Source organism: Roseomonas sp. TS2, from assembly GCF_058833935.1.
The window spans coordinates 1-20,647 of the sequence record NZ_JCACVY010000013.1 but is presented as its reverse complement, the minus strand read 5'-3'; the positions used below and the strand labels follow the sequence as shown (position 1 = coordinate 20,647).

Below are 20,647 nucleotides of genomic sequence, written 5' to 3'. Positions count from 1 at the left end.
AGTCGGTCGGGCGTTACATGGCGCCCGCCACCGGCAGCGGCAATGCACCGCGCCGCATCCGGGCGGCGCGCATGCCCCCGGCACATGGCCCGCCCCCCAGCCCGGCCGGGCGGAAGGCATTGCCGCCGGCGCGCGGCGGCGGCATGAGGGAGGGCATGCCCATCCCCGCCTCCACGGGCTTCGCCCGCCACATCGCCGCCTGCAACAACCTGGCCTCGCCCGCCGGGCTGATCCCCTTCCGCATCGGCGCCGAGCAGGTCGGCTGGCTGTCGCCGGAGCTGGCCCGCTGGCTGGCCTTCCGCCCGCGTGACTTCCATTTCGATGGCGAGGGCGTCTCGCTGGCTGGCCGGCTGCGGGGCGCGGCCGCGCGCGGCGCGGCCCTGGCCGAGGCGGCGAAGGGGCTGGAGAAGGCCGGCTACCTGCGCGTGCGCGGCGAGCCCTTCGACGTGCGCGCGACGCCCGAGGGGCCGGTGCTGGCCACGCTGGACCGCGGCGCCGTGCCGGCCTTCGGCGTGCTGGCGCAGGGGGTGCACCTGAACGGGCTGGTGCGCCGGGCCGACGGGCTGCATGTCTGGATCGGCAAGCGGGCGCGGGACAAGGCGGTGGCGCCCGGCCAGTGGGACAACCTGGTGGCCGGCGGCACCCCCGCCGGGCTGGATGCCTGGGAGACGCTGGTGAAGGAGGGCGCCGAGGAGGCCGGCCTGCCGCCCGAGCTGGTGGCGGGGGCGCGGCCCACGGGCCGCATCTCCTACATCATGCGCCAGGCCGATGGCGGGCTGCGGCGCGACATCCTGCATGTCTACGACCTGGAGCTGCCCGAGGACTTCACCCCCACCCCGCATGACGACGAGGTGGAGCATTTCGAGCTGTGGCCCATCGCCCGCGTGCTGGAGGTGGTGCGGGACACGGACAGCGTGAAGTTCAACGTCAACCTGGTGCTGATCGACCTGCTGCTGCGCGAGGGGCTGATCGACCCCGCGGGCGCCGAGGGGCACTCGCTGCGCAACGGGCTGCAGGCCGGCGCCTGAGGCGGCGCCGGCCGCCACGCCTCAGGCGGCGCGGATCGCGCTGAGGAAGCGCTCCATCTGCCCGCGCAGCGCCTCGGAGCGCTGCGCCAGCTCGCCGGAGGCGGCGCGCACCTCGCCGGCGGCGGTGCCGGTGCGCTCGGCATCGGCGCTGACGCCCATCGCGTGGCGGGAGGCGGCATCCGTGCCGGTGGCCGCCTCGGCCACGGCGCGGCCGATCTCCTGCGTGGCTTCCGCCTGCTGCCCGGCGGCCTCGGCCACCTGGGCGGTGGCGCGGTTCAGCCCCTCGATGATCCCGGCGATGGCGCCGATCGCCTGCACCGTCCGCTGCGTCTCGGTCTGCATGCCGGCGATCTGCTGGCCGATCTCCTCGGTGGCCTTGGCCGTCTGGCTGGCCAGGTTCTTCACTTCGGACGCCACCACGGCGAAGCCCTTGCCGCTCTCCCCCGCCCGCGCCGCCTCGATCGTGGCGTTCAGCGCCAGCAGGTTGGTCTGGCTGGCGATGTCGGCGATCAGCTTCACCACGTCGCCGATGCGGTCGGCGGCGTCGGAGAGGCCGCGCACGGTCTGCCCGGCGCGCTCGGCGGCGGCCACGGCGGAGCGCGCCTGGCCGGCGCCGTCGCGCACCTGGCGCGCCACCTCGGCGATGCTGGCGGCCAGCTCCTCGGCCGCGGCGGCCACGGTCTGCACATTGGCGCTGGCCTGCCGGGCGGCCTCCGCCACGTCGCCGGCATGGCGGGTGCCGTCCTGGGCGATGCCGGCCATGCTGGCGGCGGTGGCGTCCAGCTCGGTGGCGGCGGAGGCGACCACGCGCAGCATGCCCGCCGTTTCCTCCTCGAAGTGGTTGAGCAGCAGGTCGACCCGCTTGGCGCGCTCCAGCTCGGCCTGCTGGGCCTGCTGCTGGGCCTGCTGCATCGCCAGCCGCTGCCGCGAGCCCTCGCGCAGCGTCTCGATGGCGCGCGCCATCTCGCCCAGCTCGTCCGTGCGGGCGTGGCCGGGCACGGCCACCTCCAGGCTGCCCTGGGCGATGCGGGACAGGGTGGCGGTGAGCGCCCGCAGCGGCTGCACCAGGCGGCGCATCAGCAGCAGCAGGCCGCCGAGGACGACGGCCAGGGTCAGGGCCACCAGCCCCAGCGCCATCGCCAGCCGCAGCCGGGCGGAGCCGGTGGCCTCCTCGGTCATCGCCATCGCCTCGTCCAGCGCGGCGTCGCGCAGGTCGAGCAGCCGCAACTGCATGGGCGTGATCTCGCGGCGCAGCGCGTTGCTGTCGGCAGGCCAGGTGCCGGGCGGCGCGACGCGATCCAGATTCGCCGCCGCCAGGTCGCTCAGCTGCCGGATCCGGCCATTCAGCGCCTCGTTCAGACTGCCATACCGGCCGGCCGCCTCCTGCAGCCGCGGCCGGTCGCGCAGCACATCGACCAGGTGCAGCGCGCTCTGCTGCGATTGCCGGGCCTCGCCCAACTGGCCCTGCAGGGCATGGAAGGCGGCGCGCTCCACCGGCAGGCCGTTCACCCAGCCATAGAGCGCGGTCAGGTTGCGGCCCGTCACGTCGCGCTGCTGCATCACGGCCCGGGCCAGCTCCAGCGGCAGCATCAGCTCCGGCTGGCGCACCGCCAGCAGGCGGACCAGCGTGTCGCCCTGCGCGGTCACGCCATCCATCAGGTTGGCGCGCGCCTGCCGCAGATCGGTGGCCAGGGTGGGGTCGCGCTGCGGCAGGGGGCGCACGAACTCGGCCTCGGCGCGGCGGCGCAGCGTGGCCATGGTCTGGGTGAGCTGCCGCGTCACCGACAGTGCCGCCTCCCCGAGCGAGGAGGCGGGCAGCCTCTCCGCCATCAGCGCAAGCTGCTGGTCCGCCACCGGCACGGCGGCGCGCAGCGTCGGCATGTCCGGCGCGGGGCTGGTGGCGGAGCTGGCATATTGCCCGACCTCGATGGTCAGCGCGGTCTGCGCGCGCTGCAGGGCGCTGAGGGCACGGGTATCGAGCATCGCCTGGTTGGCCTGCCGCCAGTCGCCGAAGGCCTGGCCGGCCAGCACCAGGGAGGCCAGCGCGCCTGGCAGGGCCACAGCGCAGAAGCCGGCCAGGAAGAGAGTACGAATGCGCATATGCCCGAAGCCCACTTCAGCAGAGAGGGCCTGGCTTAGCGCGAAGTCATCAACGGAAAATTACCAGATCGCGGCCGCCAGTGCCGACAAGGCACCGGCGGCGGCCGGATCAGCGCAGGGGCCGGATCAACGCAGCGGCTCGGCCTGCACGCCGCCACCCTGCTGGTAGGAGGGCGGCGGCTGGTAGCCGGGCTGCTGGAAGCTCTGCGGCTGCTGCTGCTGCTGCTGCTGCTGCTGGTAGGGCTGGGCGGCGGTGGCCGCCGGCGCGCCGCCGAAGCGCATCAGCGTGCCGCGCAGCGGGTCGGCCCCCGGGTTGTGGGCGGCCATGTCCACCACGATCTGCCGCGCGCCGACGCTCTGGCCGTAATAGGCGCGGTTCCAGTCGCTGCGGGTGGAGAGCAGGGAGCCGTCCAGCGCGATGCCGGCATAGAGGCCGCGCGTCTTGGCGAAGGTGACGATGTCCGCCCCCACCGCCGCGGTGGTGGAGCCGGCGATGCCGCCGCCGATCGTCGCCACCGCGATGGAGGCGTCGGCGCCGACCTTGAACTGGCTGTCCATCAGGGCGGAGAGGCCCTTGTCGGTCAGCACCATCATCATGACCATGGCGTCCTGCACGCCGATCTGGAAGCCGAGGCTGCCCGAGCCCAGGCTGTAGAAGGCGGGCGAAGACCAGGAGCCCGCGCCGTCGCGCGCCAGCAGCACGCAGGAGCCGCCCTGCCCGCCCAGGATGAACCCGGCGCGGAAGACGCGCGGGCAGACCATGACGGCGCGCGCCCGGCGCAGCATGGTCACCGCGTCATTGTAGTGGGCGGCATCGGCCGGGCCGGCGGCGCCGAGCATTTCCTGCACGGCGAGGGTGGAGCGGTCCACCAGCGCCTGCTGCTCCACCTGCGCGGCGGCCGGCCGCGCGCCTCCGGCGCACAGGGCCGTCGTCAGCAGCAAGGCCCCGGCGAAGGGAATTGGTGCGAAGATCGAACGCCGCATGAAGGTCCTCCGGCAACCCATTGCCCAGGAATGGCCTTCCGGCTGCGGCGTGGCAAGCCCAACTTGCAGCGAGGCGTGGCTTTGCGCCCCGGTTTCAGGCCGCCGCGCCGGCCGGCGGCTCCTCGTTCACCGAGGCCACGCGCCAATGCGCCCCGTGCTTCTCCAGCCGGGTGAGGGAGAGGTTCTTCACCGAGAGCTGGAAGGCCTGGTGCGGGTCGAGCCCCATGGCGTGCGCCACCGCGGCGCGGATCGAGCCGCCATGCGCCACGATCACCACATCCATCCCCTCCAGCCGCTCCGCCATCTCCTCCAGCGCCGGGCCGATGCGGCCGATCACGTCCTGCAGGCTCTCGCCGCCCGGCGGCCGCTCGGCGGCGCCATGCGGCCAGAAGGGGTGCGGCGGCTCGGAGAGCAGCCGGGCCAGCGCCTCATAGGTGATGCCCTGCCATTCGCCGAGATGCTGCTCGGCGAAGCGCGGCTCCACGCTCAGCGCGGCCGTCGGGTAGCCGGCGGCGAAGATCGCCTCGGCCGTGGCGCGGGTGCGCGAGAGCGGGGTGTGGAACCAGCGCGCCCCCTCCGGCAGGCGGCCCGCCAGCCAGGCATAGGCGGCGCTCTCCTGCGCCAGGGCCAGGGAACAGATGGCGACATCCATGTCGCCATACATCACGACACGCGCCGAGGGCTCGACGATGGCGTGGCGGATCAGGAAGAAGCGGGTCGGGGTCACGCCCGACCTGTAGCCCCTTTCGGGCGGCGGCGGAATTGCCGGGACGGCATGGCCGGCCCCGGCCGCCGTCACGCGCATTCACCGCCTGTTCACCCTGAAGGCCGGAAGATGGTGGCGGCGCGGCCCTCCGCGCCCTCCCCTCCGGACCGGATGAAGGCGCGCAGGATGCCCCCCGAATCTCCCCCGATCGCCACGGCCGTGCCGGCCTGGGCGCCCCCGCACCCGCTGCTGGCGGAGCATGCGGCGCGGCTGGCCTTCAGCATGCGCCTGCCCGGCTGGCAGGAGGTGCCGCAGACCCAGGCGGCGATGCGGGTGCTGGCACATGCCCTGGCGCTGCGGCTGAGCCTGCGGCCGGATCTCAGCCTGGGGCTCGACACCGACCGGCTGCAGGCCACGGCGCCCGAGTCTTCCGCCGAGGTGGAAGCGGCCCTGGCCCGCGCCAGCCAGGCCGCCGTGCCGGACCGCTTCTGGTTCGGCTGAGGCGGGCGGGGCGGCGGGACGCCCCCGCCCGCCGCCCGCTCACTCGCCGCCCGCTCACGCGCCGCCCGTTCACTCGCCGATGTTCATCAGCGCGCCGCTGCGCCGCGCCGCCTCGAACTGCGCCATGAAGACGCGGCCGAGCAGCGCCAGCCACAGCGCATCCAGCAGGAAGGCGGCGGCGAGGTGCCAGCCATCCACCCGCCCCTCCAGCAGCGCGGCGCGCATCCCCTCGAACACATGCGCGGCGGGAATGGCCTGCGCCACCCATTGCAGCGGCTGCGGCAGCGTCGCCATCGGGTAGAACACGCAGGCGAAGGGCGTGAGGCCGAACAGCACCGACCACGCCAGCGGCTCCGCCCCCGCCCCGTGCCGCAGGATCATGGCCGTGACGCCGAGCGCCACCGCCCAGCCCATCAGCATCAGCGCGGCGAAGAACAGCACCACCACCGGCCCCAGCCCGAACAGGCCGAAGCCGTAGAGCAGCCAGGCCAGCCCCACCGCCGGCAGCACGCCGATCAGCATCCTGAGCGTGGCCATGGTGATCAGCCCCGCCACCAGCTCCCCCGGCCGCAGGGGGCTGACGAAGATATGGCCGAGGTTGCGGCTCCAGACCTCCTCCAGGAAGGAGAGGGCGAAGCCCATCTGGCTGCGCAGCGCCACCTCCCACAGCAGCACGCCGCCCAGCAGCACGCCCGCCGCCACCGTGGCCGTGTTCTGCTGCACCCCCGCCAGATAGGCGGTGACGAAGCCCCAGACGAGCATCTGCAGCACCGGCCAGTACATCAGCTCCAGCAGCCGCGGCCAGGAGCGGCGGTAGAGCGCCAGGTGCCGGTAGACCAGGCCCCAGACGCGGCGCGGTGCCCCGTTCATGCCTCCACCCTCCGGTCGCGGGCGATGTCGAGGAAGACATCCTCCAGATTATCCCGCCCGAAGCGGGCGACGAGATCGGCGGGGCTGCCCTCATCAACCAGCTTGCCGCGCTTCATTATCAGCACATGGCCGCAGAGGCGCTCCACCTCGGCCATGTTGTGGCTGGCCAGGAGTATGGCGCAGCCGCTTTCAGCACGATAATTCTCCAGCCATGTCCGCACCCAGTCGCCGGTGTCCGGGTCGAGGCTGGCGGTGGGCTCGTCCAGCAACAGCAGCTCGGGGCGGTTCACCAGCGCCTTGGCCAGCGCCACGCGGGTCTTCTGCCCGGCCGAGAGCTGGCCCGCCGGGCGGTGCAGGATCTCCTCCAGTTGCAGGGCGGCCGCCAGCTCGGCGATGCGCGCCTCGGTGCCGCGCACGCCGTAGAGATGGGCATAGACCCGGAGGTTCTCCGCCACCGTCAGCCGGTGCGGCAGCGCCACATAGGGGGAGGAGAAGTTCATCCGCGCGAGCGCCGCGAAGCGGTCCCGCGCCATGTCGTGCCCCAGCACCGAGACGCGGCCCGCGCTCGGCACCAGCAGGCCGAGCAGCATGGCGATGGTGGTGGTCTTGCCCGCCCCGTTGCCGCCCAGCAGGCCCCAGGTGGCGCCGCGTGGCAGGGTGAAGCTCAGGGACTCCACGGCGGTGGTCTCGCCGTAGCGCTTGGTCAGGCCCTCGGCCTGGATGGCGGCGGATTGCATGGTCCCGATTAGGGGAAGCCGCCGCCGCTTGCCCAGGCCCGCCGCCGTTACAATTTCGCCTGACCTACAGCTCCGCCCGTCCGGAGAGCACCGTCACCACCGCGCCGCCCACCCACACCGTCCCCGCTTCCCGCTGCAGGAAGACGCGGCCGGCGCGGCCCAGCACCGTGCCCTGCGCGGCCACGTAGCGCTCCGGTGCCCGGCCGCTGCCGATCAGCCACTGCCCGATGCCGGCATTCAGGCTGCCCGTCACCGGGTCCTCCGGCACGGCGGAGCCGGGGATGAAGGCGCGCAGCTCGAACTGCGCCTCCGTCCCGTCCACCGCCGGGTCCCAGGGCGCCACCACGCCGGGCCACAGCCCCTCCAGCGCCGCATAATCGGGCTCGATCGCCAGCAGCTCGGCGCGGGAGCGGAGCAGCACCCCCACCCATTCCGGGCCATTGACGATCCACTCCGCCGCCACGATGGCTTCCGGCGCCAGGCGCAGCCCGCGGGCGAGGCGCGCCAGCACCTCGGGCTCCACCGGCCCGCTGCGGCGCAGCGGCGGGGCGGCGAAGGCCAGTTGCCCGCCCTCCCCCCGCCGGATGCGCACGGGGCCGACACCGCATTCCTGCACCACCTCCGCCCCCCTGGGCCGGCCGCCCGCCGCCAGCCAGGCATGGCAGCTTCCCAGCGTCGGGTGGCCGGCGAAGGGCAGTTCCCGCTCCGGGGTGAAGATGCGCACCCGGTAATCCGCCTCCGGCAGGGTCGGGCGGAGGAGGAAGGTGGTCTCGCTGAGGTTGGTCCAGTTGGCGAAGGCGGCCATCTGCGCGTCGGAAAGGCCGTCCGCGCCCAGCACCACGGCCAGCGGGTTGCCCTTCAGCGGGGTGGCGGAAAAGACATCGACCTGCTGGAAATCGAGGATCGGCATGGCGGCGGCTCCGGCGCGGGAGGAAGGGCGGCGTTGTTCTTCCACCCGGCCCGCCCGCCTGTCCATCCGGCCGGGCGGCGCTCAGTCCTCGAAGGGCAGGCCCACATAGTTCTCCGCCAGCGCCGTGGCGGCGGCGCGGGAACTGCGCAGCAGGTCGAGCCCCGCCTGGTGGATGCGCTGCTCGAAGGGGCTGTCATCCGGGTTGCGGTGCAGCATGGTGGTCATGGACCAGGAGAAGCGCTCGCCCTTCCAGACGCGGCGCAGGCAGGTGGCGCTGTAGGCGTCCAGCCTCTCCGTGCGGTTGTCGCGATAGCGGGCCTCCAGGGCGCGGGCCAGCACCACCGCGTCGGCCACCGCCAGGTTCAGTCCCTTGGCGCCGGTGGGCGGGACGATGTGCGCGGCATCGCCCGCCAGGAACAGCCGGCCGTGCTGCATCGGCTCGCAGACGAAGCTGCGCAGCGGGATGATGCCCTTCTGGAAGATCTCTCCCCGTTGCAGCACCCAGCCATCGTCGGTGGACAGGCGCGCCTCGAGCTGCGCCCAGATGCGGTCGTCGGACCAGCGGGCGATGTCGTCCGCCGGGTCGCACTGGATGTACATGCGCTGGATCTCGGGCGAGCGCGTGGAGAGCAGCGCGAAGCCCTCGCCCTGGTTGGCGTAGATCAGCTCCGGCCAGGAGAGCGGCGCCCGGGCCAGGATGCCGAGCCAGCCGAAGGGGTAGATCTTCTGGTACTCGGTGCGGCGGCTGGCCGGGATGGCCTGCCGCCCCGGGCCGTGGAAGCCGTCGGCGCCGACGATGTAGTCGCAATCCAGCCGCTGCTCCGGGCCGTCGCCATCGGCGCGCCAGGTGAGGAAGGGGCGGTCGGTGTCCACCGCGTGGATGGCGGTGGCCGAGACGCCGAAATGGATGGCGCCGCCATCGGCCAGCCGCGCGGCGATCAGGTCCTTCAGCACCTCGTGCTGGGCATAGACCGTCACCTTCCTGCCGCCGGTGAGGTCCTCCATGTCGAGATGCAGGCGCTGGCGGTTCCATTGCAGGGTGATGCCGGTGTGGAAATGCCCCTCGCGCAGCATCCGCGCGCCGAGGCCCATCGCCGTCATCATCTCGACGAGCCAGTGCTCCAGCACGCCGGCGCGGATGGTGCCCTCCACCTCGGCGCGGCTCCGGCTCTCCAGGATGACGGATTCGATGCCGGCACGGTGCAGGAGGTGGGCCAGGAACAACCCGGCGGGGCCGCAGCCGACGATGCCGACCTGGGTGCGCATGGACTTTTCCTCCGGAGGCTTCTGCTTGGCCGGCACGCTATCCCGCCCCGCCGGCGCGGCTGAATGGACGGAAGGGCGAAATCCTGGCACTTTCCCGCCATGGAGATCGTCCCGCGCTTCTTCCTCTACGGCGAGGCCGGGGATGAGGCGGATTCCCGCTTCCTGCACATCGAGACCATCCCCGCCCGCAGCCTGCCGCATGGCTGGCACATCGCGCCGCACCGCCATCCCGGCCTGCTGCAGCTGCTGCTGGCCGAGCAGGGCGGCGGCCGCGCGCAGTTCGACGGGCAGGAGCGGGACTTCGCCGCCCCCGCCCTGCTGCTGCTGCCGCCGGCGGTGATCCACGGCTTCACCTTCCAGCCCGGCACGGATGGCTGGGTGCTGAGCCTCGCCCTGCCCTGGGCGGCGGAGCTGCTGGCGGAGGACACGCTGCCCGAGGCGGCGCTGCTGCTGCCGCTGGAGCCGGCGGCGCTGGTTGCCCACCGCGTGCCGCAGCGCTTCGCCGAGCTGGCGGAGGAATTCACCGCCCACCGGCCCGGGCGAAGCGCGGCGCTGGCGGCGCAGCTGCGGCTGCTGCTCATCGCCCTGGCGCGGCTGCGCGCCGGGCAGCCGCGGGCGGACGCCGCCGCCAGCGCCGACACGCTGCACTTCGCCCGCTTCCGCGCCCTGGTGGAGCAGTGGTTCCACGAGCCGCGCCCGATCGCCGACTACCAGAAGGCGCTGGGCCTTTCCGAGAAGCGCCTCGCCGCGCTCTGCCGCGCCGCCGCCGGGCGCACGCCGCTGCAGATCCTCAACGCCCGGCGCATCACCGAGGCGCGGCGCAGCCTGCGCTACTCCTCCCTCTCGGTCGCCGAGATCGGCTACGGGCTCGGCTTCCGCGACCCGGCCTATTTCTCGCGCTTCTTCCGCCGCATGACGGGACTGACCCCCGGCCAGGCGCGCGATGGGTAACCCGCGCGACCTGCTGGGCGGCCTCTCGCGCGGCCTGGCCGTGATCGAGGCGTTCCACGCCCTGCCGGGGCAGGCCGGCGAGGGCCGCGCCAGCATCGCCGAGATCGCCCGCGCCACAGGCATGACGCGCGCGGCGGCACGGCGCTGCCTGCTCACCCTGGTTTCGCTGGGCTATGCCGAGGCGGATGGGCGCGGCTTCGCCCTCACCCCCCGCGTGCTGCGGCTGGGCGGCGCCTGGCTGGCCAGCGCCACCCTGCCCGAGCAGCTCCAGCCGCAGCTCGACGCGGTGCGCGAGGCGACGGGCGAGAGCTGCTCCGCCGCCATCCTCGACGGGCCGGAGGTGGTCTACATCGCCCGCGCGGCGGCGGCGCGCATCGCCTCCGTGGCGCTGGGGGTGGGCAGCCGGCTGCCGGCGCATTGCACGGCGCTGGGGCGGGCGCTGCTCTCCGCCCAGCCGGAGCCGCTGGTGGACCAGTTCGTGGCGCGCCTCGCCCCCGCCGCGCTCACCGCCCACACCCGCACCACCCGCAGCGCGATCCGCGCCGCCATCCGCGAGGCGCGGGCGCGCGGCTACGCACTGGTGGACGAGGAGCTGGAGATCGGGCTGCGTTCCGTTGCCGTGCCGGTGCGCGACCAGCGCGGGCGCTGCGTCGCCGCCATCAACATCGGCGTGCGGACGGCACGCGCGCCGGACGAGGTGCTGCGGGAGCGGCTGCTGCCGGCCCTGCTCCACGCCGCCGCCGAGCTGCGGCGGACCATTCCGGGCTAGGCGCGGCCCCGCCCTTCAGCCGGCCGGTGCGCTCCGGCCGCGACGGGCCGTGGCGCGCGGCGGCTTCGCCGTGTCTTCCCGGGCCGTGTCCTCCCGGATGGACGCCACGGCGGCGCGGCGCTTCGCCCCCGGCAGGGCGGGTGCCCGGCGCGCGGCGGCCTTCGCCTTCTCCGACTGGGCGATCAGCTTCTCCCGCACCGCCACCGTGGCGTGGCGGAAGGCCGCCTTGCGGTTCACCTCGGGGATGCCCTCCAGGGCGGCCAGGATGGCGCTGGTCAGGGCGCGGGTGCCGCGCGGGGCGGGCTTGGCAGGGGTGGACTTGGCAGGGGTGGGCATGTGTCCGTGTTCCTTGCTGCGGGGAATCAGGGGTGGCGGGCGGCTCAGCGCAGCAGCCAGGCCAGGGCGCGCCGCAGCGCCGCGGTGCCGTCCCGCTCGAACCAGGCGCCATGGGCGAAGATCACCCGCTCCGGCTGCCATGCCAGCATCTGCCGGACGGCCTCGGCGGCCTCCTGGCGGCGCAGGCGCAGCAGGGCGCGCAGATAGGCCGGCGTGCCGCCCTCCGGCGCCGTGACGCCGGCCAGCCGCGCCAGGGGGCGCACCAGGGGCGGCAGCTTGCCGGGCTCCAGGTTCTGCACCAGGTCGGTCAGCAGCAGGCTGCGGCTCGGCTGGTGAAAGAAGGCCACCTCGCGGAAGCCGCCGGCCCCGGGCACGACGCGCTGCTCGATCTCCCCGGCCCAGGGCTCCGGCGCGGCGCCGGCAAGGTCGTGGTCCAGCCGCAGGCGGGATTTCCGCACGGCGCGGCGCCGCCGCAGCTCCGGTGCCGCCCAGATCCTGGCTTCCGGGCAATGGCGCTGCCAGGCCTGCAGGAAGGACCAGTGCGCGATGTTGGGCGCGACCAGATGGCGGATCGGGCCGATCTCCTGCAGCGCGCGCTGCAGCGCGGCGGTATGGCGGGTGGGCGAGTGCAGCCAGAGCCCGCCATCCCGCAGGCGGAGCACCGTCATGCGCACCGGCAGGGGAAGGCCCAGGACGCGCAGCGGGCCGCTGTCCACGATCCAGAGCCCCTCCGCCACCGGCTTCGGCTGATCGAGGGGCGGATAGGTGGCGGGATGGGCAGGCTCGGCCATGCGCGTCCTTGCTGTCCGGATGCGCCAGCAGGAAGCGGGGCGCAGGGTCGTTCCCGGGGGCTAACGCCCCGGAGGAGGCGGCTGTTGCGGCCGGAGCTTCCAGGATGCCTGGTGTGCGGATAGCGCACGCCGTTGCGGCCCCGCGCATGGCGGACCTAGTCTCGCCCACCGCAAGAAGAACAGGGAACGCCATGACCCAGCAGGGACACCCCGAGGGAACGATCCGATGATCAACAAGACCGTGCGCGACATGGCCGAGGCCATGCAGGGCCTCGCCGACGGCGCCACCGTGCTGGTGGGCGGCTTCGGCTCGGTCGGCCAGCCGGACGCGCTGATCGACGGGCTGATCGAGCAGGGGGCGAAGGACCTCACCATCGTCGCCAACAATGCCGGCGCCGGGCGCGTCGGGCTGGCGCGGCTGATGGAGCTGGGGCGGGTGCGCAAGATCATCTGCTCCTTCCCGCGCAGCGCCGGCTCGGTGGTGTTCGAGGAGCTGTACAAGGCCGGGAAGCTGGAGCTGGAGATCGTGCCGCAGGGCACGCTGGCCGAGCGGATGCGCGCCGCCGGCGCCGGGGTGCCCGCCTTCTACACCCCCACCGGCTACGGCACACTGCTGACCGAGGGCAAGCCCACCGCCGAGTTCAACGGCCGCCCCTGCGTGCTGGAGCACGCCCTGCCCGGCGACGTGGCGCTGATCCAGGCGCACAAGGCGGACCGCTGGGGCAACCTCACCTACCGGCGCTCGGGCCGCAACTTCAATCCGGTGATGGCCATGGCCGCGAAGCTCACCATCGCGCAGGTGGACATGATCGAGCCGCTCGGCACGCTGGACCCGGAGGAGGTCGTCACCCCCGGCATCTTCGTCGACCGCGTCCTGCTGCACCCTGTCGCCTGACCCTTGGGCCTGAGAGGATCCTCCCCATGAGCGAGACAAGCTTCACGCCCCTCTCCCGCAAGCAGATGGCCGCACGGGTGGCGCAGGACATTCCCGAGGGCTGGTACGTCAACCTCGGCATCGGCATTCCGACGCTGGTGGCCGATTTCGTCCCCGCCGAGCGCGAGGTGGTGTTCCACTCCGAGAACGGCGTGCTGGGCATGGGCCCCGCCCCCGCGCCCGACGACGCCGACCCCTGGCTGATCAACGCCGGCAAGCAGCAGGTGACGCTGCTGCGCGGCGGCGCCTATGTGCACCACGCCGACAGCTTCGCCATGATCCGCGGCGGGCATCTCGACCTCTGCGTGCTCGGCGCCTTCGAGGTGGCGGAGAATGGCGACGTCGCCAACTGGGCGACCTCGGCCAACGACACCGCCCCTGCCGTCGGCGGCGCCATGGACCTCGCGGCCGGCGCCAAGCGGCTGTGGGTGGTGATGGAGCACACCACCAAGGAGGGCCGCTCCAAGCTGGTGCACCGCTGCGGCTACCCGCTGACGGCCATGCGCGCCGTGCGCCGCGTCTACACCAACCTCGCGGTGCTGGACGTGACGGAGCAGGGCTTCGCGGTGGTGGACATGGCCCCCGGCCTCAGCTTCGACGACCTCCAGGCGCGCACCGACGCGCCACTGCGCAAGGCCTGACACACCGCGATGCGTGACGCCTTCATCTGCGACGCCGCCCGCACGCCCATCGGCCGCCATGCCGGCGCGCTGGCGGCGGTGCGCGCCGATGACCTCGCCGCCGTGCCGATCAAGGCGCTGATGGCCCGCCACCGCGGGCTCGACTGGGGCGCGCTGGACGACATCGTCCTCGGCTGCGCCAACCAGGCGGGGGAGGACAACCGCAACGTGGCGCGCATGGCCGGGCTGCTGGCCGGCCTGCCCGATGGCGTGCCGGGCAGCACCGTCAACCGGCTCTGCGGCTCGGGGCTGGACGCCACCGGCATCGCCGCCCGCGCCATCAAGTCCGGCGAGGCGGAGCTGATGCTGGCCGGCGGCGTGGAGAGCATGACGCGCGCGCCTTTCGTCATGGGCAAGAACGCCGAGCCCTTCGGCCGGCAGGCGGAGATGTACGACACCACCATCGGCTGGCGCTTCGTCAACCCGCTGATGCGGGCGCAGTACGGCGCCGAATCCATGCCGGAGACGGCGGAGAACGTCGCGGCCGATTTCCAGATCGGCCGCGCCGACCAGGACGCCTTCGCCTTCCGCAGCCAGCAGCGGGCCAGGCGCGCCATGGAGACCGGCCGCTTCGCCGAGGAGATCGTCCCCGTCGAGATCCGCCGCCGCAAGGGCGGGCCGGTGATCGTGCGGCAGGACGAGCACCCCCGCCCGGACACCACGCCGGAGATGCTGGCGCGCCTGCCCGCCCCCTTCCGCCGCGAGGGCGGCACGGTGACGGCGGGCAACGCCTCGGGCGTGAATGACGGCGCCTGCGCCATCCTGCTGGCCAGCGAGGCGGCGGCGGCCACGCACGGCCTGGTGCCGCGCGCCCGCGTGGTGGCCTGCGCCACCGCCGGCGTGCCGCCGCGCATCATGGGCTTCGGCCCGGCGCCCGCCACCCGCAAGGTGCTGGACAGGGCCGGCCTCGACCTCTCCGACATCGACGTGATCGAACTGAACGAGGCCTTCGCCGCCCAGGCCCTTGCCGTGACGCGCGATCTCGGCCTGCCGGACGACGCCGAGCATGTGAACCCGAATGGCGGCGCCATCGCGCTCGGCCATCCGCTCGGCATGTCCGGCGCGCGGCTGGTGCAGACGGCGGTGGCCGAGCTGCACCACCGCGAGGCGCGCTACGCGCTGGTGACGATGTGCATCGGCGTCGGCCAGGGCATTGCCATGGTGCTGGAGCGGGTCTGAGCCCTCCGGGGCCGCTCCCCCGCTTCCAGCCCCGGCGCCGTCAGGGCTGGCGGAGATTCTCGCAGGATGTCCACCACTCGGTCGGCACCGCCGCGCTGGTGATGGCGCCAACGATACCCTGGCTCTCGCCGAAATTCATGACGCAGACCGGACCGGCGGGGGAATCGACGCGGGTGACGGTCACGGTGCGGCAGCCATCGGGGTTGAGATTGCCGCCGCTCTGGAGGATCTGCTCCGTCTTCTCGCGGGAGGGGCAGGCGGTCATCCGGAGAGGCTCGGCGCTCCGGGCCGGTGACAGGGACGCCAGGGGCGCGGCCGCGAGGATGCCGGCAGCGATGATCAGGCAGGGGCGCATCATCCGCTTCCTTCGTCTTGGGGGCGAACAGATCTACGCGGCAGGGCGGGTTGAAGTTTCGGCCGCAGCAGGGGCAATGGCATCAACGCTGCGGGCGCGGTCCCGCGGCCCGGAACGCCTGCCTTCCTGCCGCCTCAGCGGCGGAAGGCCAGGCTGTCTTCCGCCGGCGCCTCCAGCGCGGCCAGCAGGGCGGCGCGGTGCGGCGAGAGGGCGCAGGCGGGGTCGGCCTGGGTGGCGTCGCCGGTCAGCGCCAGCGCCTGGCAGCGGCAGCCGCCCCAATCCACCTCCCGCCGGTCGCAGGAGCGGCAGGGCTCCGGCATCCAGGCGGTGCCGCGGAAGCGGTTGAAGGCCTCCGCGCCATACCAGATCTCGGCCAGCGATTGTTCCGTCACGCGCGGGAAGCTGAGGCCAGGGATGGTCTCGGCGGCGTGGCAGGGCAGCACGGCGCCGCTCGGCGTCACGTTCAGGAACTGCCGGCCCCAGCCGCCCATGCAGGCCTTGGGGCGGCTGGCATGGTAGTCCGGCGCCACGAAGTCGATCGCCATGCGGCCCTGCAGCCGCTCCCGCGCCGCCAGCACGGTGGCGCGCGATTCCGCCACCTGCGCGGCGCTCGGCATCAGCGCCGCGCGGTTGCGCAGCGCCCAGCCATGGTACTGGGTGTGCGCGATCTCCAGCCGCCCGGCGCCGAGCCTTTCCGCCAGCGCGATCATCGCCTCCACCGAATCCAGGTTGCCCCGGTGCAGCACCACGTTGATGGTCAGCGCCAGCCCGGCGGCGTGGATCTCCTCGACCAGCGCCAGTTTGCGGGCATGGCCGCCGCGGAAATTGCCGATGCGGTCGGCCGCCGCCGCCTCGGCGTGCTGCAGGCTGAGCTGCACATGCGCCAGCCCGGCATCGGCCAGGGCGCGCAGCCGGGCACCGTTCAGCAGCACGCCGGAGGTGATGAGGTTGGTGTAGAGCCCAGCCTCGGCGGCGGCGGCGGTGATGGCCTCCAGGTCCGGCCGCGCCGCCGGCTCGCCGCCCGAGAGATGCAGTTGCAGCACGCCGAGCGCCGCCGCCTCGCGCATCACCCGCTGCCAGGTGGCGGTGTCCAGCTCGGCGCCGCGCTTCTCCAGGTCGGTGGGGTTGGAGCAGTAGGGGCAGCCCAGCGGGCAGCGATGCGTCAGCTCCGCCAGCAGCCCGATCGGCGGCGGGATGCTCCCGCTCATGGCCGCACCAGCCCCTGCGCGCGGAGATCGTCCAGCAGCGCCGTCACGTCGGCGGCGATCTCCTCCGCCGGCGCATCGTATTCGGCGGCGAGCTGCGCGGCGATGGCGGCGACGTCCCGCGTGCCGTCCAGCAGGGCCAGGATGGCGTGGGAGGTCTCGTCCAGCACCAGCACGCGCTCGGGCGCCAGCAGCACCCATTGCCCGCGCGCCGCATCGTGCCGCAGCCGGGCGTGCGGCGAGAGGCGGGGGGCCTCGCTCATCGGGGCCGGAAGCCGCCGGGCGGGATCAGCCCGGGCGTGACATAGGCGTGGTGCAGCGCGTCGAGCTGCGCCCAGAGCACATCGCACTTGAAGCGCAGCGCCTCCAGCACCTGCTCCTGCTGCTCCGGCGTGCGCGCCTCGCGCTTGACGAAATCCAGCGCGAAGTCGGAATCGCGCGGCGCCTGCGTCATGCGGTGGCCGAAATAGCGCAGCGTGTCCTCGCTGATGAAGTCGTAGTGCCGCAGCATCCCCGAGACGCGCTCGGAGATGATGGTGGGCGAGAACAGCTCGGTCAGCGAGGAGGCCACCGCCTCCAGCAGCGACTTGTCGCGCACGTAGCGCACGTAGGCATCCACCGCGAAGCGCGTGGCGGGCAGGATGCCGCGCCCGGCCTCGACATCGGCGCGGTCCAGCCCCAGCCCGTCGGTCAGCGCCAGCCAGCGGTTGATGCCGCCATCCGTGCCGTCCGTGCCGTCATGGTCCTCGATGCGGCGGCGCCATTCGCGGCGCAGCGCCGGGTCCTCGGCGCGGGAGAGGAAGGCGGCGTCCTTCAGCGGGATGCGGCTCTGGTAGTAGTAGCGGTTCAGCGCCCAGGCCTGCACCTGCCCCTTGTCCAGCCGCCCCTCATGCAGCAGGCGGTGGAAGGGGTGCAGGTTGTGGTAGCGCTCGGCGCCGATCCGCCGCAGCGCGGCCTCGAGTTCGTCGGGCGTCATCGGCCGCGTCACCATGCCAGCTCCATGCCGTCCTCCGCCACCGCCCAGCCCAGCGCGGCGGCCTGGGCGCGCTCCGCCGAATCGGACCGCAGCAGCGGGTTGGTGTTGTTGATGTGCACGAGCACGCGCCGGCCGATCGCCAGCCCCGCCAGCGCCGCCAGCGAGCCATCCTCGCCCGAGAGCGGCTGGTGGCCCATGCGGCGGCCGGTCTTCTCGCCGACGCCGGCGCGGCGCAGCTCGTCATCGGTCCAGACCGTGCCGTCGAACAGCAGCAGCGCGGCGCCATCGAGGCGCGCGCGCAGCTCCGGGGTCACGGCGTGGCAGCCCGGGATGTAGTAGGCGCGCCGGCCATCGGGCGCGGTGAGCTCCACCGCCACCGTGTCCTCCGCATCCGCAGTAGTGCCCGCCTCCAGGTAGAGGGGCGGCTTGCCCGGCACGGCGAAGAGCCGCAGCGTCAGCCCCGGCAGTTCCCACGCCTGGCCCAGGGCCAGCGGCGCGCGCCGCACATGCCCGGGGCTCAGCGCCTCGAAGATGCTGTTGTCGCGCAGGATGCCGAGCACGCGCGGGGTGGCGCGCAGCCCGTAGCCCTGCCGCTCCCGCAGCGAGAGCAGCCCGGCGATGTGGTCGATCTCGCCGCTGGTCAGCAGCACCTGCGCGATGGGGCTGTGCCGCGGCGCCGCCCCCGGCTGCAGGGCCGGGGTGGCGGCGATCTGCCGCAGCACATCCGGCGAGGCGTTCACCAGCAGCCAGGTGCCATCGGCCAGCGCCACCGCCAGGGCGGACTGGGTGCGGGGGGAGAGGCGGGGGTCGCCCGCCCAGGCCAGCCGGCAATTCTCGCAGGCGCAGTTCCATTGCGGGAAGCCGCCACCCGCCGCCGAGCCCAGGATGATGAGCCGCATCTCCCGCCCGGGATTACTCGGCGGTGGCGTAGGAGTTGATCTCCATGCCGGTGCAGAGGGTGACGATGCGGGGCTTGGTCCAACGCTTCATGAGGGCCTCCTGGCGGTCGGGACGGGACGCTGCGGGCCCGCACCGGAGGGGTGCGGCCACACCGGCCCAACGTGGCGGCGCGGCGGGGGGTTTCACACCCTCCCCGCCCGGTCACGGCGGCGCGAGGCGCCCCAACCGGACCATGACGGCGCCGTTGCACTGGCATCGCCGCCCCTTCGCAGGAGATCCTCCCCGATGGCCGCACCCTCCCGCCGCCTTCTGCTGGGCTCCGCCCTGGGCCTCTCTCTCGGCGCCTGGGCCGGCCGCGCCCCGGCGGCGACGGGCCCCGACCCCCGCCTGCCGCCGCCCGACCTGAGCCACGCGGTGCAGAACTACTCCCGCCAGCTGGGCTGGCCGGACGGGGTGACGCCCCGCGCGCCGGAGGGCTTCACCGTCAATGCCTTCGCCACCGGGCTGGACAGCCCGCGCTGGATGCACCGCCTGCCGAATGGCGACATCCTGGTGGCCGAGGCGCGCACCGTGCCCAAGCCGCCGGAGAATGCCGAGGACCGCGAGAAGCTGGAGAAGCAGCGCGCCGCCGGCACCATCGCCGGCGAAAGCGCCAACCGCGTCACCCTGCTGCGCGACGCCGATGGCGACGGCGTGGCGGAGACGCGGCAGGTGCTGCTCACCGGGCTGAACCAGCCCTTCGGGATGCTGTGGCAGAATGGCTGGCTCTACATCGCCAACACCGACGCGCTGATGCGCTACCGCTACACGCCGGGCGGCGACCGCATCGACCCCGCCACCGCCCAGCGCCTGCTGGACCTGCCCGCCGGCGGCTACAACAACCACTGGACGCGCAACGTCGTCGCCGCGCCGGACGGGCGGAAGCTCTATGTCACGGTGGGCTCCGCCAGCAACAATGGCGAGTTCGGCATGGAGCGCGAGGCGCGCCGCGCCGCCATCCTCGAGATCGACCCGGAGGGCGGCAGCCAGCGCATCTTCGCCCACGGCCTGCGCAACCCGAACGGGCTGGACTGGGAGCCGCAGACCGGCGCCCTCTGGACCGCCGTGAACGAGCGCGACAACATCGGCGACGACCTGGTGCCGGACTACATCACCAGCGTGCGGGAAGGCGGCTTCTATGGCTGGCCCTATGCCTATTGGGGCCGCAACCCGGACCCGCGCATGGCCCAGGAGCGGCCCGACCTGGTGGCGCAGAGCCTCAAGCCGGACTACGCGGTGGGCAGCCACACCGCCTCGATCGGCCTCGCCTTCCTGCGCCAGGGGGATGGCTTCCCCGCCCGCTACCGGGGCGGCGCCTTCGTGGCGCAGCGCGGCTCCTGGAACCGGGTGCCCTTCTCCGGCTACCAGCTCGCCTTCATCCCCTTCGCCGATGGCCGGCCGAGCGGGCCGCTGGAGCCCTTCCTCACCGGCTTCATGCCCGACAGCGGAACGGGCGAGACCTATGGCCGGCCGGTCGGCGTCATCGAGGACGGCCGCGGCGCCCTGCTGGTGACGGACGACGCGGGCAACCGCATCTGGCGGGTCGCCCCCGCCCGCTGAGCCGGGGGGCTGCCCCTGCCCCTGTCCCTGCCCCTGCCCTCGCGCGCTGCGCCGCAGCGCGTGATGACGGGTGCCGACAACGGAACGGCCGGCCGAGGGTTATAGTGGCGTCCCGCCTCGCGCATGGCGCGTGCAGGCTTCGCTTGTCCGGTGTGTTCCTTCATGTCCATTCCGGCGCCCGGCCGGTTACCCCCCGGCCTCAGGGTCTACGCCATCGGTGATGTGCATGGCTGCGCCACGAAGCTGGCCAGGCTGCACGCGATGGTGGCGGAGGATTGGGCCCGCCGCCCGGCCGAGCGCTGCGCCCTGGTGCATCTCGGCGATTATGTGGACCGCGGCCCGGACAGCGCCGCGGTGCTCGACCGGCTCTGCGGCGAAAGCCCCGTGCCCGGCGCCGAGCGTGTCCATCTGCGCGGCAACCACGAGGCGATGATGCTGGATTCGCTCGCCGCCGGCCCCGGCACGGTGGCCGAGGATGTCTGGCTGTGGAATGGCGGCGACGCCACTCTCTCCAGCTATGGCGTCTGCCAGGGGCCGCCGGTGCTGCCGCTGCGGCACCGGGCGCTGCTGGCCACCATGCCGCTGCGATGGGAGGCGGGGGATTATCTTTTCGTCCATGCCGGCATCGATCCGCGCCGGCCGCTGGCGGCGCAGCGCAACCAGGACCTGCTGTGGATCCGCGAGCCCTTCCTCTCCTGGCCCCGCCCGCTGCCCAAGGTGGTGGTGCACGGGCACACCCCCTGCCGCGCGCCGGAGCTGCGCCCGAACCGCATCGGCATCGACACCGGGGCGGTCGCCGGCGGACCGCTGACCTGCCTGGTGCTGGAAGCCGCGCAACTTCGTTTCCTCTCCGTATGAGAGGGCGCCTTG

General features: G+C 73.7%; 25 protein-coding genes. 9 read left to right on the top strand and 16 right to left on the bottom strand.

Annotated elements, in window-relative coordinates; genetic code table 11:
• Positions 1-13: 13 nt before the first annotated feature.
• The gene (locus tag ACZJYS_RS04645) at positions 14-157 is read right to left on the bottom strand and encodes a hypothetical protein (protein WP_493176152.1); all 144 of its coding nucleotides are present in this window, start codon (positions 155-157) and stop codon (positions 14-16) included.
• Here ACZJYS_RS04645 and ACZJYS_RS04640 point away from each other — a divergent pair.
• Positions 156-1,028 carry an NUDIX hydrolase gene (locus tag ACZJYS_RS04640; protein WP_493176150.1) on the top strand — a complete coding sequence of 291 codons (873 nt, stop codon included), beginning with the start codon at positions 156-158 and terminating at the stop codon, positions 1,026-1,028. The genes ACZJYS_RS04645 and ACZJYS_RS04640 overlap by 2 nt on opposite strands.
• A 21-nt stretch (positions 1,029-1,049) precedes the next feature.
• Here ACZJYS_RS04640 and ACZJYS_RS04635 read toward each other — a convergent pair whose 3' ends face one another.
• The 3 genes from ACZJYS_RS04635 to ACZJYS_RS04625 all read right to left on the bottom strand — a co-directional run bounded on the left by ACZJYS_RS04635 (position 1,050) and on the right by ACZJYS_RS04625 (position 4,839).
• On the bottom strand, positions 1,050-3,128 hold the full coding sequence (locus ACZJYS_RS04635; RefSeq protein ID WP_493176148.1) for a methyl-accepting chemotaxis protein: 2,079 nt from the start codon (positions 3,126-3,128) through the stop codon (positions 1,050-1,052).
• Between the two features lie 126 nt (positions 3,129-3,254).
• Positions 3,255-4,112 (bottom strand): lipid-binding SYLF domain-containing protein, encoded by an 858-nt coding sequence (locus ACZJYS_RS04630; RefSeq protein ID WP_493176146.1) that lies wholly within the window; start codon positions 4,110-4,112, stop codon positions 3,255-3,257.
• 94 nt (positions 4,113-4,206) lie between these two features.
• On the bottom strand, positions 4,207-4,839 hold the full coding sequence (locus ACZJYS_RS04625; protein ID WP_109516425.1) for a histidine phosphatase family protein: 633 nt from the start codon (positions 4,837-4,839) through the stop codon (positions 4,207-4,209).
• A gap of 165 nt (positions 4,840-5,004) precedes the next feature.
• Between ACZJYS_RS04625 and ACZJYS_RS04620 the strand changes: the two genes are divergently transcribed.
• A complete protein-coding gene (locus ACZJYS_RS04620; protein WP_146201850.1) occupies positions 5,005-5,319 on the top strand; it encodes a hypothetical protein in 315 nt (104 codons plus the stop codon).
• Positions 5,320-5,388: 69 nt separating this feature from the next.
• Here ACZJYS_RS04620 and ACZJYS_RS04615 read toward each other — a convergent pair whose 3' ends face one another.
• From ACZJYS_RS04615 to ACZJYS_RS04600, 4 genes are all read right to left on the bottom strand, one after another.
• A complete protein-coding gene (locus ACZJYS_RS04615; protein ID WP_109516357.1) occupies positions 5,389-6,189 on the bottom strand; it encodes an ABC transporter permease in 801 nt (266 codons plus the stop codon).
• Positions 6,186-6,926 (bottom strand): ABC transporter ATP-binding protein, encoded by a 741-nt coding sequence (locus ACZJYS_RS04610; RefSeq protein ID WP_493176142.1) that lies wholly within the window; start codon positions 6,924-6,926, stop codon positions 6,186-6,188. Before ACZJYS_RS04610 ends, ACZJYS_RS04615 begins: the two co-directional genes overlap by 4 nt.
• 64 nt (positions 6,927-6,990) lie before the next feature.
• The gene (locus ACZJYS_RS04605) at positions 6,991-7,836 is read right to left on the bottom strand and encodes a PhzF family phenazine biosynthesis protein (protein WP_493176140.1); all 846 of its coding nucleotides are present in this window, start codon (positions 7,834-7,836) and stop codon (positions 6,991-6,993) included.
• Positions 7,837-7,917: 81 nt separating this feature from the next.
• Positions 7,918-9,102 carry a 4-hydroxybenzoate 3-monooxygenase gene (locus tag ACZJYS_RS04600; RefSeq protein WP_493176138.1) on the bottom strand — a complete coding sequence of 395 codons (1,185 nt, stop codon included), beginning with the start codon at positions 9,100-9,102 and terminating at the stop codon, positions 7,918-7,920.
• A 99-nt stretch (positions 9,103-9,201) separates the two neighbouring features.
• Between ACZJYS_RS04600 and ACZJYS_RS04595 the strand changes: the two genes are divergently transcribed.
• Both ACZJYS_RS04595 and ACZJYS_RS04590 read left to right on the top strand, forming a co-directional pair.
• Positions 9,202-10,053 (top strand): helix-turn-helix domain-containing protein, encoded by an 852-nt coding sequence (locus ACZJYS_RS04595; protein WP_493176136.1) that lies wholly within the window; start codon positions 9,202-9,204, stop codon positions 10,051-10,053.
• Complete coding sequence (locus ACZJYS_RS04590; RefSeq protein ID WP_493176134.1) at positions 10,046-10,822, top strand: IclR family transcriptional regulator domain-containing protein; 777 nt, start codon at positions 10,046-10,048, stop codon at positions 10,820-10,822. Before ACZJYS_RS04595 ends, ACZJYS_RS04590 begins: the two co-directional genes overlap by 8 nt.
• Before the next feature lie 15 nt (positions 10,823-10,837).
• On the opposite strand, the gene ACZJYS_RS04585 is transcribed toward ACZJYS_RS04590, so the two are convergent.
• Together ACZJYS_RS04585 and ACZJYS_RS04580 are read right to left on the bottom strand one after the other, a co-directional pair.
• The gene (locus ACZJYS_RS04585; RefSeq protein WP_493176132.1) at positions 10,838-11,158 is read right to left on the bottom strand and encodes a hypothetical protein; all 321 of its coding nucleotides are present in this window, start codon (positions 11,156-11,158) and stop codon (positions 10,838-10,840) included.
• A 44-nt stretch (positions 11,159-11,202) separates the two neighbouring features.
• On the bottom strand, positions 11,203-11,949 hold the full coding sequence (locus ACZJYS_RS04580) for a DUF4336 domain-containing protein (RefSeq protein WP_493176130.1): 747 nt from the start codon (positions 11,947-11,949) through the stop codon (positions 11,203-11,205).
• 226 nt (positions 11,950-12,175) lie between these two features.
• Here ACZJYS_RS04580 and ACZJYS_RS04575 point away from each other — a divergent pair, with 226 nt between their 5' ends.
• From ACZJYS_RS04575 to pcaF, 3 genes are read left to right on the top strand one after another with little or no spacing between them, the layout of a single operon-like run.
• A complete protein-coding gene (locus tag ACZJYS_RS04575; RefSeq protein WP_379632972.1) occupies positions 12,176-12,844 on the top strand; it encodes a 3-oxoacid CoA-transferase subunit A in 669 nt (222 codons plus the stop codon).
• A 26-nt stretch (positions 12,845-12,870) separates the two neighbouring features.
• Positions 12,871-13,524, top strand: a complete 654-nt coding sequence (locus tag ACZJYS_RS04570) for a 3-oxoacid CoA-transferase subunit B (RefSeq protein ID WP_109516365.1) — start codon at positions 12,871-12,873, stop codon at positions 13,522-13,524.
• Between the two features lie 9 nt (positions 13,525-13,533).
• On the top strand, positions 13,534-14,742 hold the full coding sequence (gene pcaF / locus ACZJYS_RS04565) for a 3-oxoadipyl-CoA thiolase (protein WP_493176127.1): 1,209 nt from the start codon (positions 13,534-13,536) through the stop codon (positions 14,740-14,742).
• A 40-nt stretch (positions 14,743-14,782) separates the two neighbouring features.
• Here pcaF and ACZJYS_RS04560 read toward each other — a convergent pair whose 3' ends face one another.
• The 6 genes from ACZJYS_RS04560 to pqqA all read right to left on the bottom strand — a co-directional run bounded on the left by ACZJYS_RS04560 (position 14,783) and on the right by pqqA (position 18,268).
• A complete protein-coding gene (locus ACZJYS_RS04560) occupies positions 14,783-15,097 on the bottom strand; it encodes a hypothetical protein (protein ID WP_146201851.1) in 315 nt (104 codons plus the stop codon).
• 134 nt (positions 15,098-15,231) lie between these two features.
• Positions 15,232-16,305: a pyrroloquinoline quinone biosynthesis protein PqqE gene (gene pqqE / locus ACZJYS_RS04555; RefSeq protein WP_493176125.1), complete on the bottom strand. Its 1,074-nt coding sequence runs from the start codon at positions 16,303-16,305 to the stop codon at positions 15,232-15,234.
• Positions 16,302-16,565 (bottom strand): pyrroloquinoline quinone biosynthesis peptide chaperone PqqD, encoded by a 264-nt coding sequence (pqqD, locus tag ACZJYS_RS04550; RefSeq protein WP_493176124.1) that lies wholly within the window; start codon positions 16,563-16,565, stop codon positions 16,302-16,304. Before pqqD ends, pqqE begins: the two co-directional genes overlap by 4 nt.
• Positions 16,562-17,293 (bottom strand): pyrroloquinoline-quinone synthase PqqC, encoded by a 732-nt coding sequence (gene pqqC / locus ACZJYS_RS04545; protein ID WP_493176122.1) that lies wholly within the window; start codon positions 17,291-17,293, stop codon positions 16,562-16,564. The genes pqqD and pqqC overlap by 4 nt, the downstream gene beginning before the upstream one ends.
• Entirely contained in the window at positions 17,287-18,177 is an 891-nt protein-coding gene (gene pqqB, locus ACZJYS_RS04540; protein ID WP_493176120.1) for a pyrroloquinoline quinone biosynthesis protein PqqB, read from the bottom strand. Before pqqB ends, pqqC begins: the two co-directional genes overlap by 7 nt.
• Positions 18,178-18,190: 13 nt before the next feature.
• A complete protein-coding gene (pqqA, locus tag ACZJYS_RS04535) occupies positions 18,191-18,268 on the bottom strand; it encodes a pyrroloquinoline quinone precursor peptide PqqA (protein ID WP_379650412.1) in 78 nt (25 codons plus the stop codon).
• Positions 18,269-18,463: 195 nt separating this feature from the next.
• Between pqqA and ACZJYS_RS04530 the strand changes: the two genes are divergently transcribed.
• On the top strand, positions 18,464-19,777 hold the full coding sequence (locus ACZJYS_RS04530) for a PQQ-dependent sugar dehydrogenase (protein WP_493176118.1): 1,314 nt from the start codon (positions 18,464-18,466) through the stop codon (positions 19,775-19,777).
• Between the two features lie 162 nt (positions 19,778-19,939).
• Entirely contained in the window at positions 19,940-20,635 is a 696-nt protein-coding gene (locus tag ACZJYS_RS04525) for a metallophosphoesterase family protein (RefSeq protein ID WP_109516374.1), read from the top strand.
• Positions 20,636-20,647: the final 12 nt, after the last annotated feature.

Coding starts and splice junctions, on each gene's coding strand:
- ACZJYS_RS04640 (WP_493176150.1), top strand. CDS start 156: ATGCCCATCCCCGCCTCCACGGGCTTCGCCCGCCACATCGCCGCCTGC.
- ACZJYS_RS04645 (WP_493176152.1), bottom strand. CDS start 157: ATGCCCTCCCTCATGCCGCCGCCGCGCGCCGGCGGCAATGCCTTCCGC.
- ACZJYS_RS04635 (WP_493176148.1), bottom strand. CDS start 3,128: ATGCGCATTCGTACTCTCTTCCTGGCCGGCTTCTGCGCTGTGGCCCTG.
- ACZJYS_RS04630 (WP_493176146.1), bottom strand. CDS start 4,112: ATGCGGCGTTCGATCTTCGCACCAATTCCCTTCGCCGGGGCCTTGCTG.
- ACZJYS_RS04620 (WP_146201850.1), top strand. CDS start 5,005: ATGCCCCCCGAATCTCCCCCGATCGCCACGGCCGTGCCGGCCTGGGCG.
- ACZJYS_RS04615 (WP_109516357.1), bottom strand. CDS start 6,189: ATGAACGGGGCACCGCGCCGCGTCTGGGGCCTGGTCTACCGGCACCTG.
- ACZJYS_RS04610 (WP_493176142.1), bottom strand. CDS start 6,926: ATGCAATCCGCCGCCATCCAGGCCGAGGGCCTGACCAAGCGCTACGGC.
- ACZJYS_RS04605 (WP_493176140.1), bottom strand. CDS start 7,836: ATGCCGATCCTCGATTTCCAGCAGGTCGATGTCTTTTCCGCCACCCCG.
- ACZJYS_RS04600 (WP_493176138.1), bottom strand. CDS start 9,102: ATGCGCACCCAGGTCGGCATCGTCGGCTGCGGCCCCGCCGGGTTGTTC.
- ACZJYS_RS04595 (WP_493176136.1), top strand. CDS start 9,202: ATGGAGATCGTCCCGCGCTTCTTCCTCTACGGCGAGGCCGGGGATGAG.
- ACZJYS_RS04590 (WP_493176134.1), top strand. CDS start 10,046: ATGGGTAACCCGCGCGACCTGCTGGGCGGCCTCTCGCGCGGCCTGGCC.
- ACZJYS_RS04585 (WP_493176132.1), bottom strand. CDS start 11,158: ATGCCCACCCCTGCCAAGTCCACCCCTGCCAAGCCCGCCCCGCGCGGC.
- ACZJYS_RS04580 (WP_493176130.1), bottom strand. CDS start 11,949: ATGGCCGAGCCTGCCCATCCCGCCACCTATCCGCCCCTCGATCAGCCG.
- ACZJYS_RS04575 (WP_379632972.1), top strand. CDS start 12,176: ATGATCAACAAGACCGTGCGCGACATGGCCGAGGCCATGCAGGGCCTC.
- ACZJYS_RS04570 (WP_109516365.1), top strand. CDS start 12,871: ATGAGCGAGACAAGCTTCACGCCCCTCTCCCGCAAGCAGATGGCCGCA.
- pcaF (WP_493176127.1), top strand. CDS start 13,534: ATGCGTGACGCCTTCATCTGCGACGCCGCCCGCACGCCCATCGGCCGC.
- ACZJYS_RS04560 (WP_146201851.1), bottom strand. CDS start 15,097: ATGCGCCCCTGCCTGATCATCGCTGCCGGCATCCTCGCGGCCGCGCCC.
- pqqE (WP_493176125.1), bottom strand. CDS start 16,305: ATGAGCGGGAGCATCCCGCCGCCGATCGGGCTGCTGGCGGAGCTGACG.
- pqqD (WP_493176124.1), bottom strand. CDS start 16,565: ATGAGCGAGGCCCCCCGCCTCTCGCCGCACGCCCGGCTGCGGCACGAT.
- pqqC (WP_493176122.1), bottom strand. CDS start 17,293: ATGGTGACGCGGCCGATGACGCCCGACGAACTCGAGGCCGCGCTGCGG.
- pqqB (WP_493176120.1), bottom strand. CDS start 18,177: ATGCGGCTCATCATCCTGGGCTCGGCGGCGGGTGGCGGCTTCCCGCAA.
- pqqA (WP_379650412.1), bottom strand. CDS start 18,268: ATGAAGCGTTGGACCAAGCCCCGCATCGTCACCCTCTGCACCGGCATG.
- ACZJYS_RS04530 (WP_493176118.1), top strand. CDS start 18,464: ATGGCCGCACCCTCCCGCCGCCTTCTGCTGGGCTCCGCCCTGGGCCTC.
- ACZJYS_RS04525 (WP_109516374.1), top strand. CDS start 19,940: ATGTCCATTCCGGCGCCCGGCCGGTTACCCCCCGGCCTCAGGGTCTAC.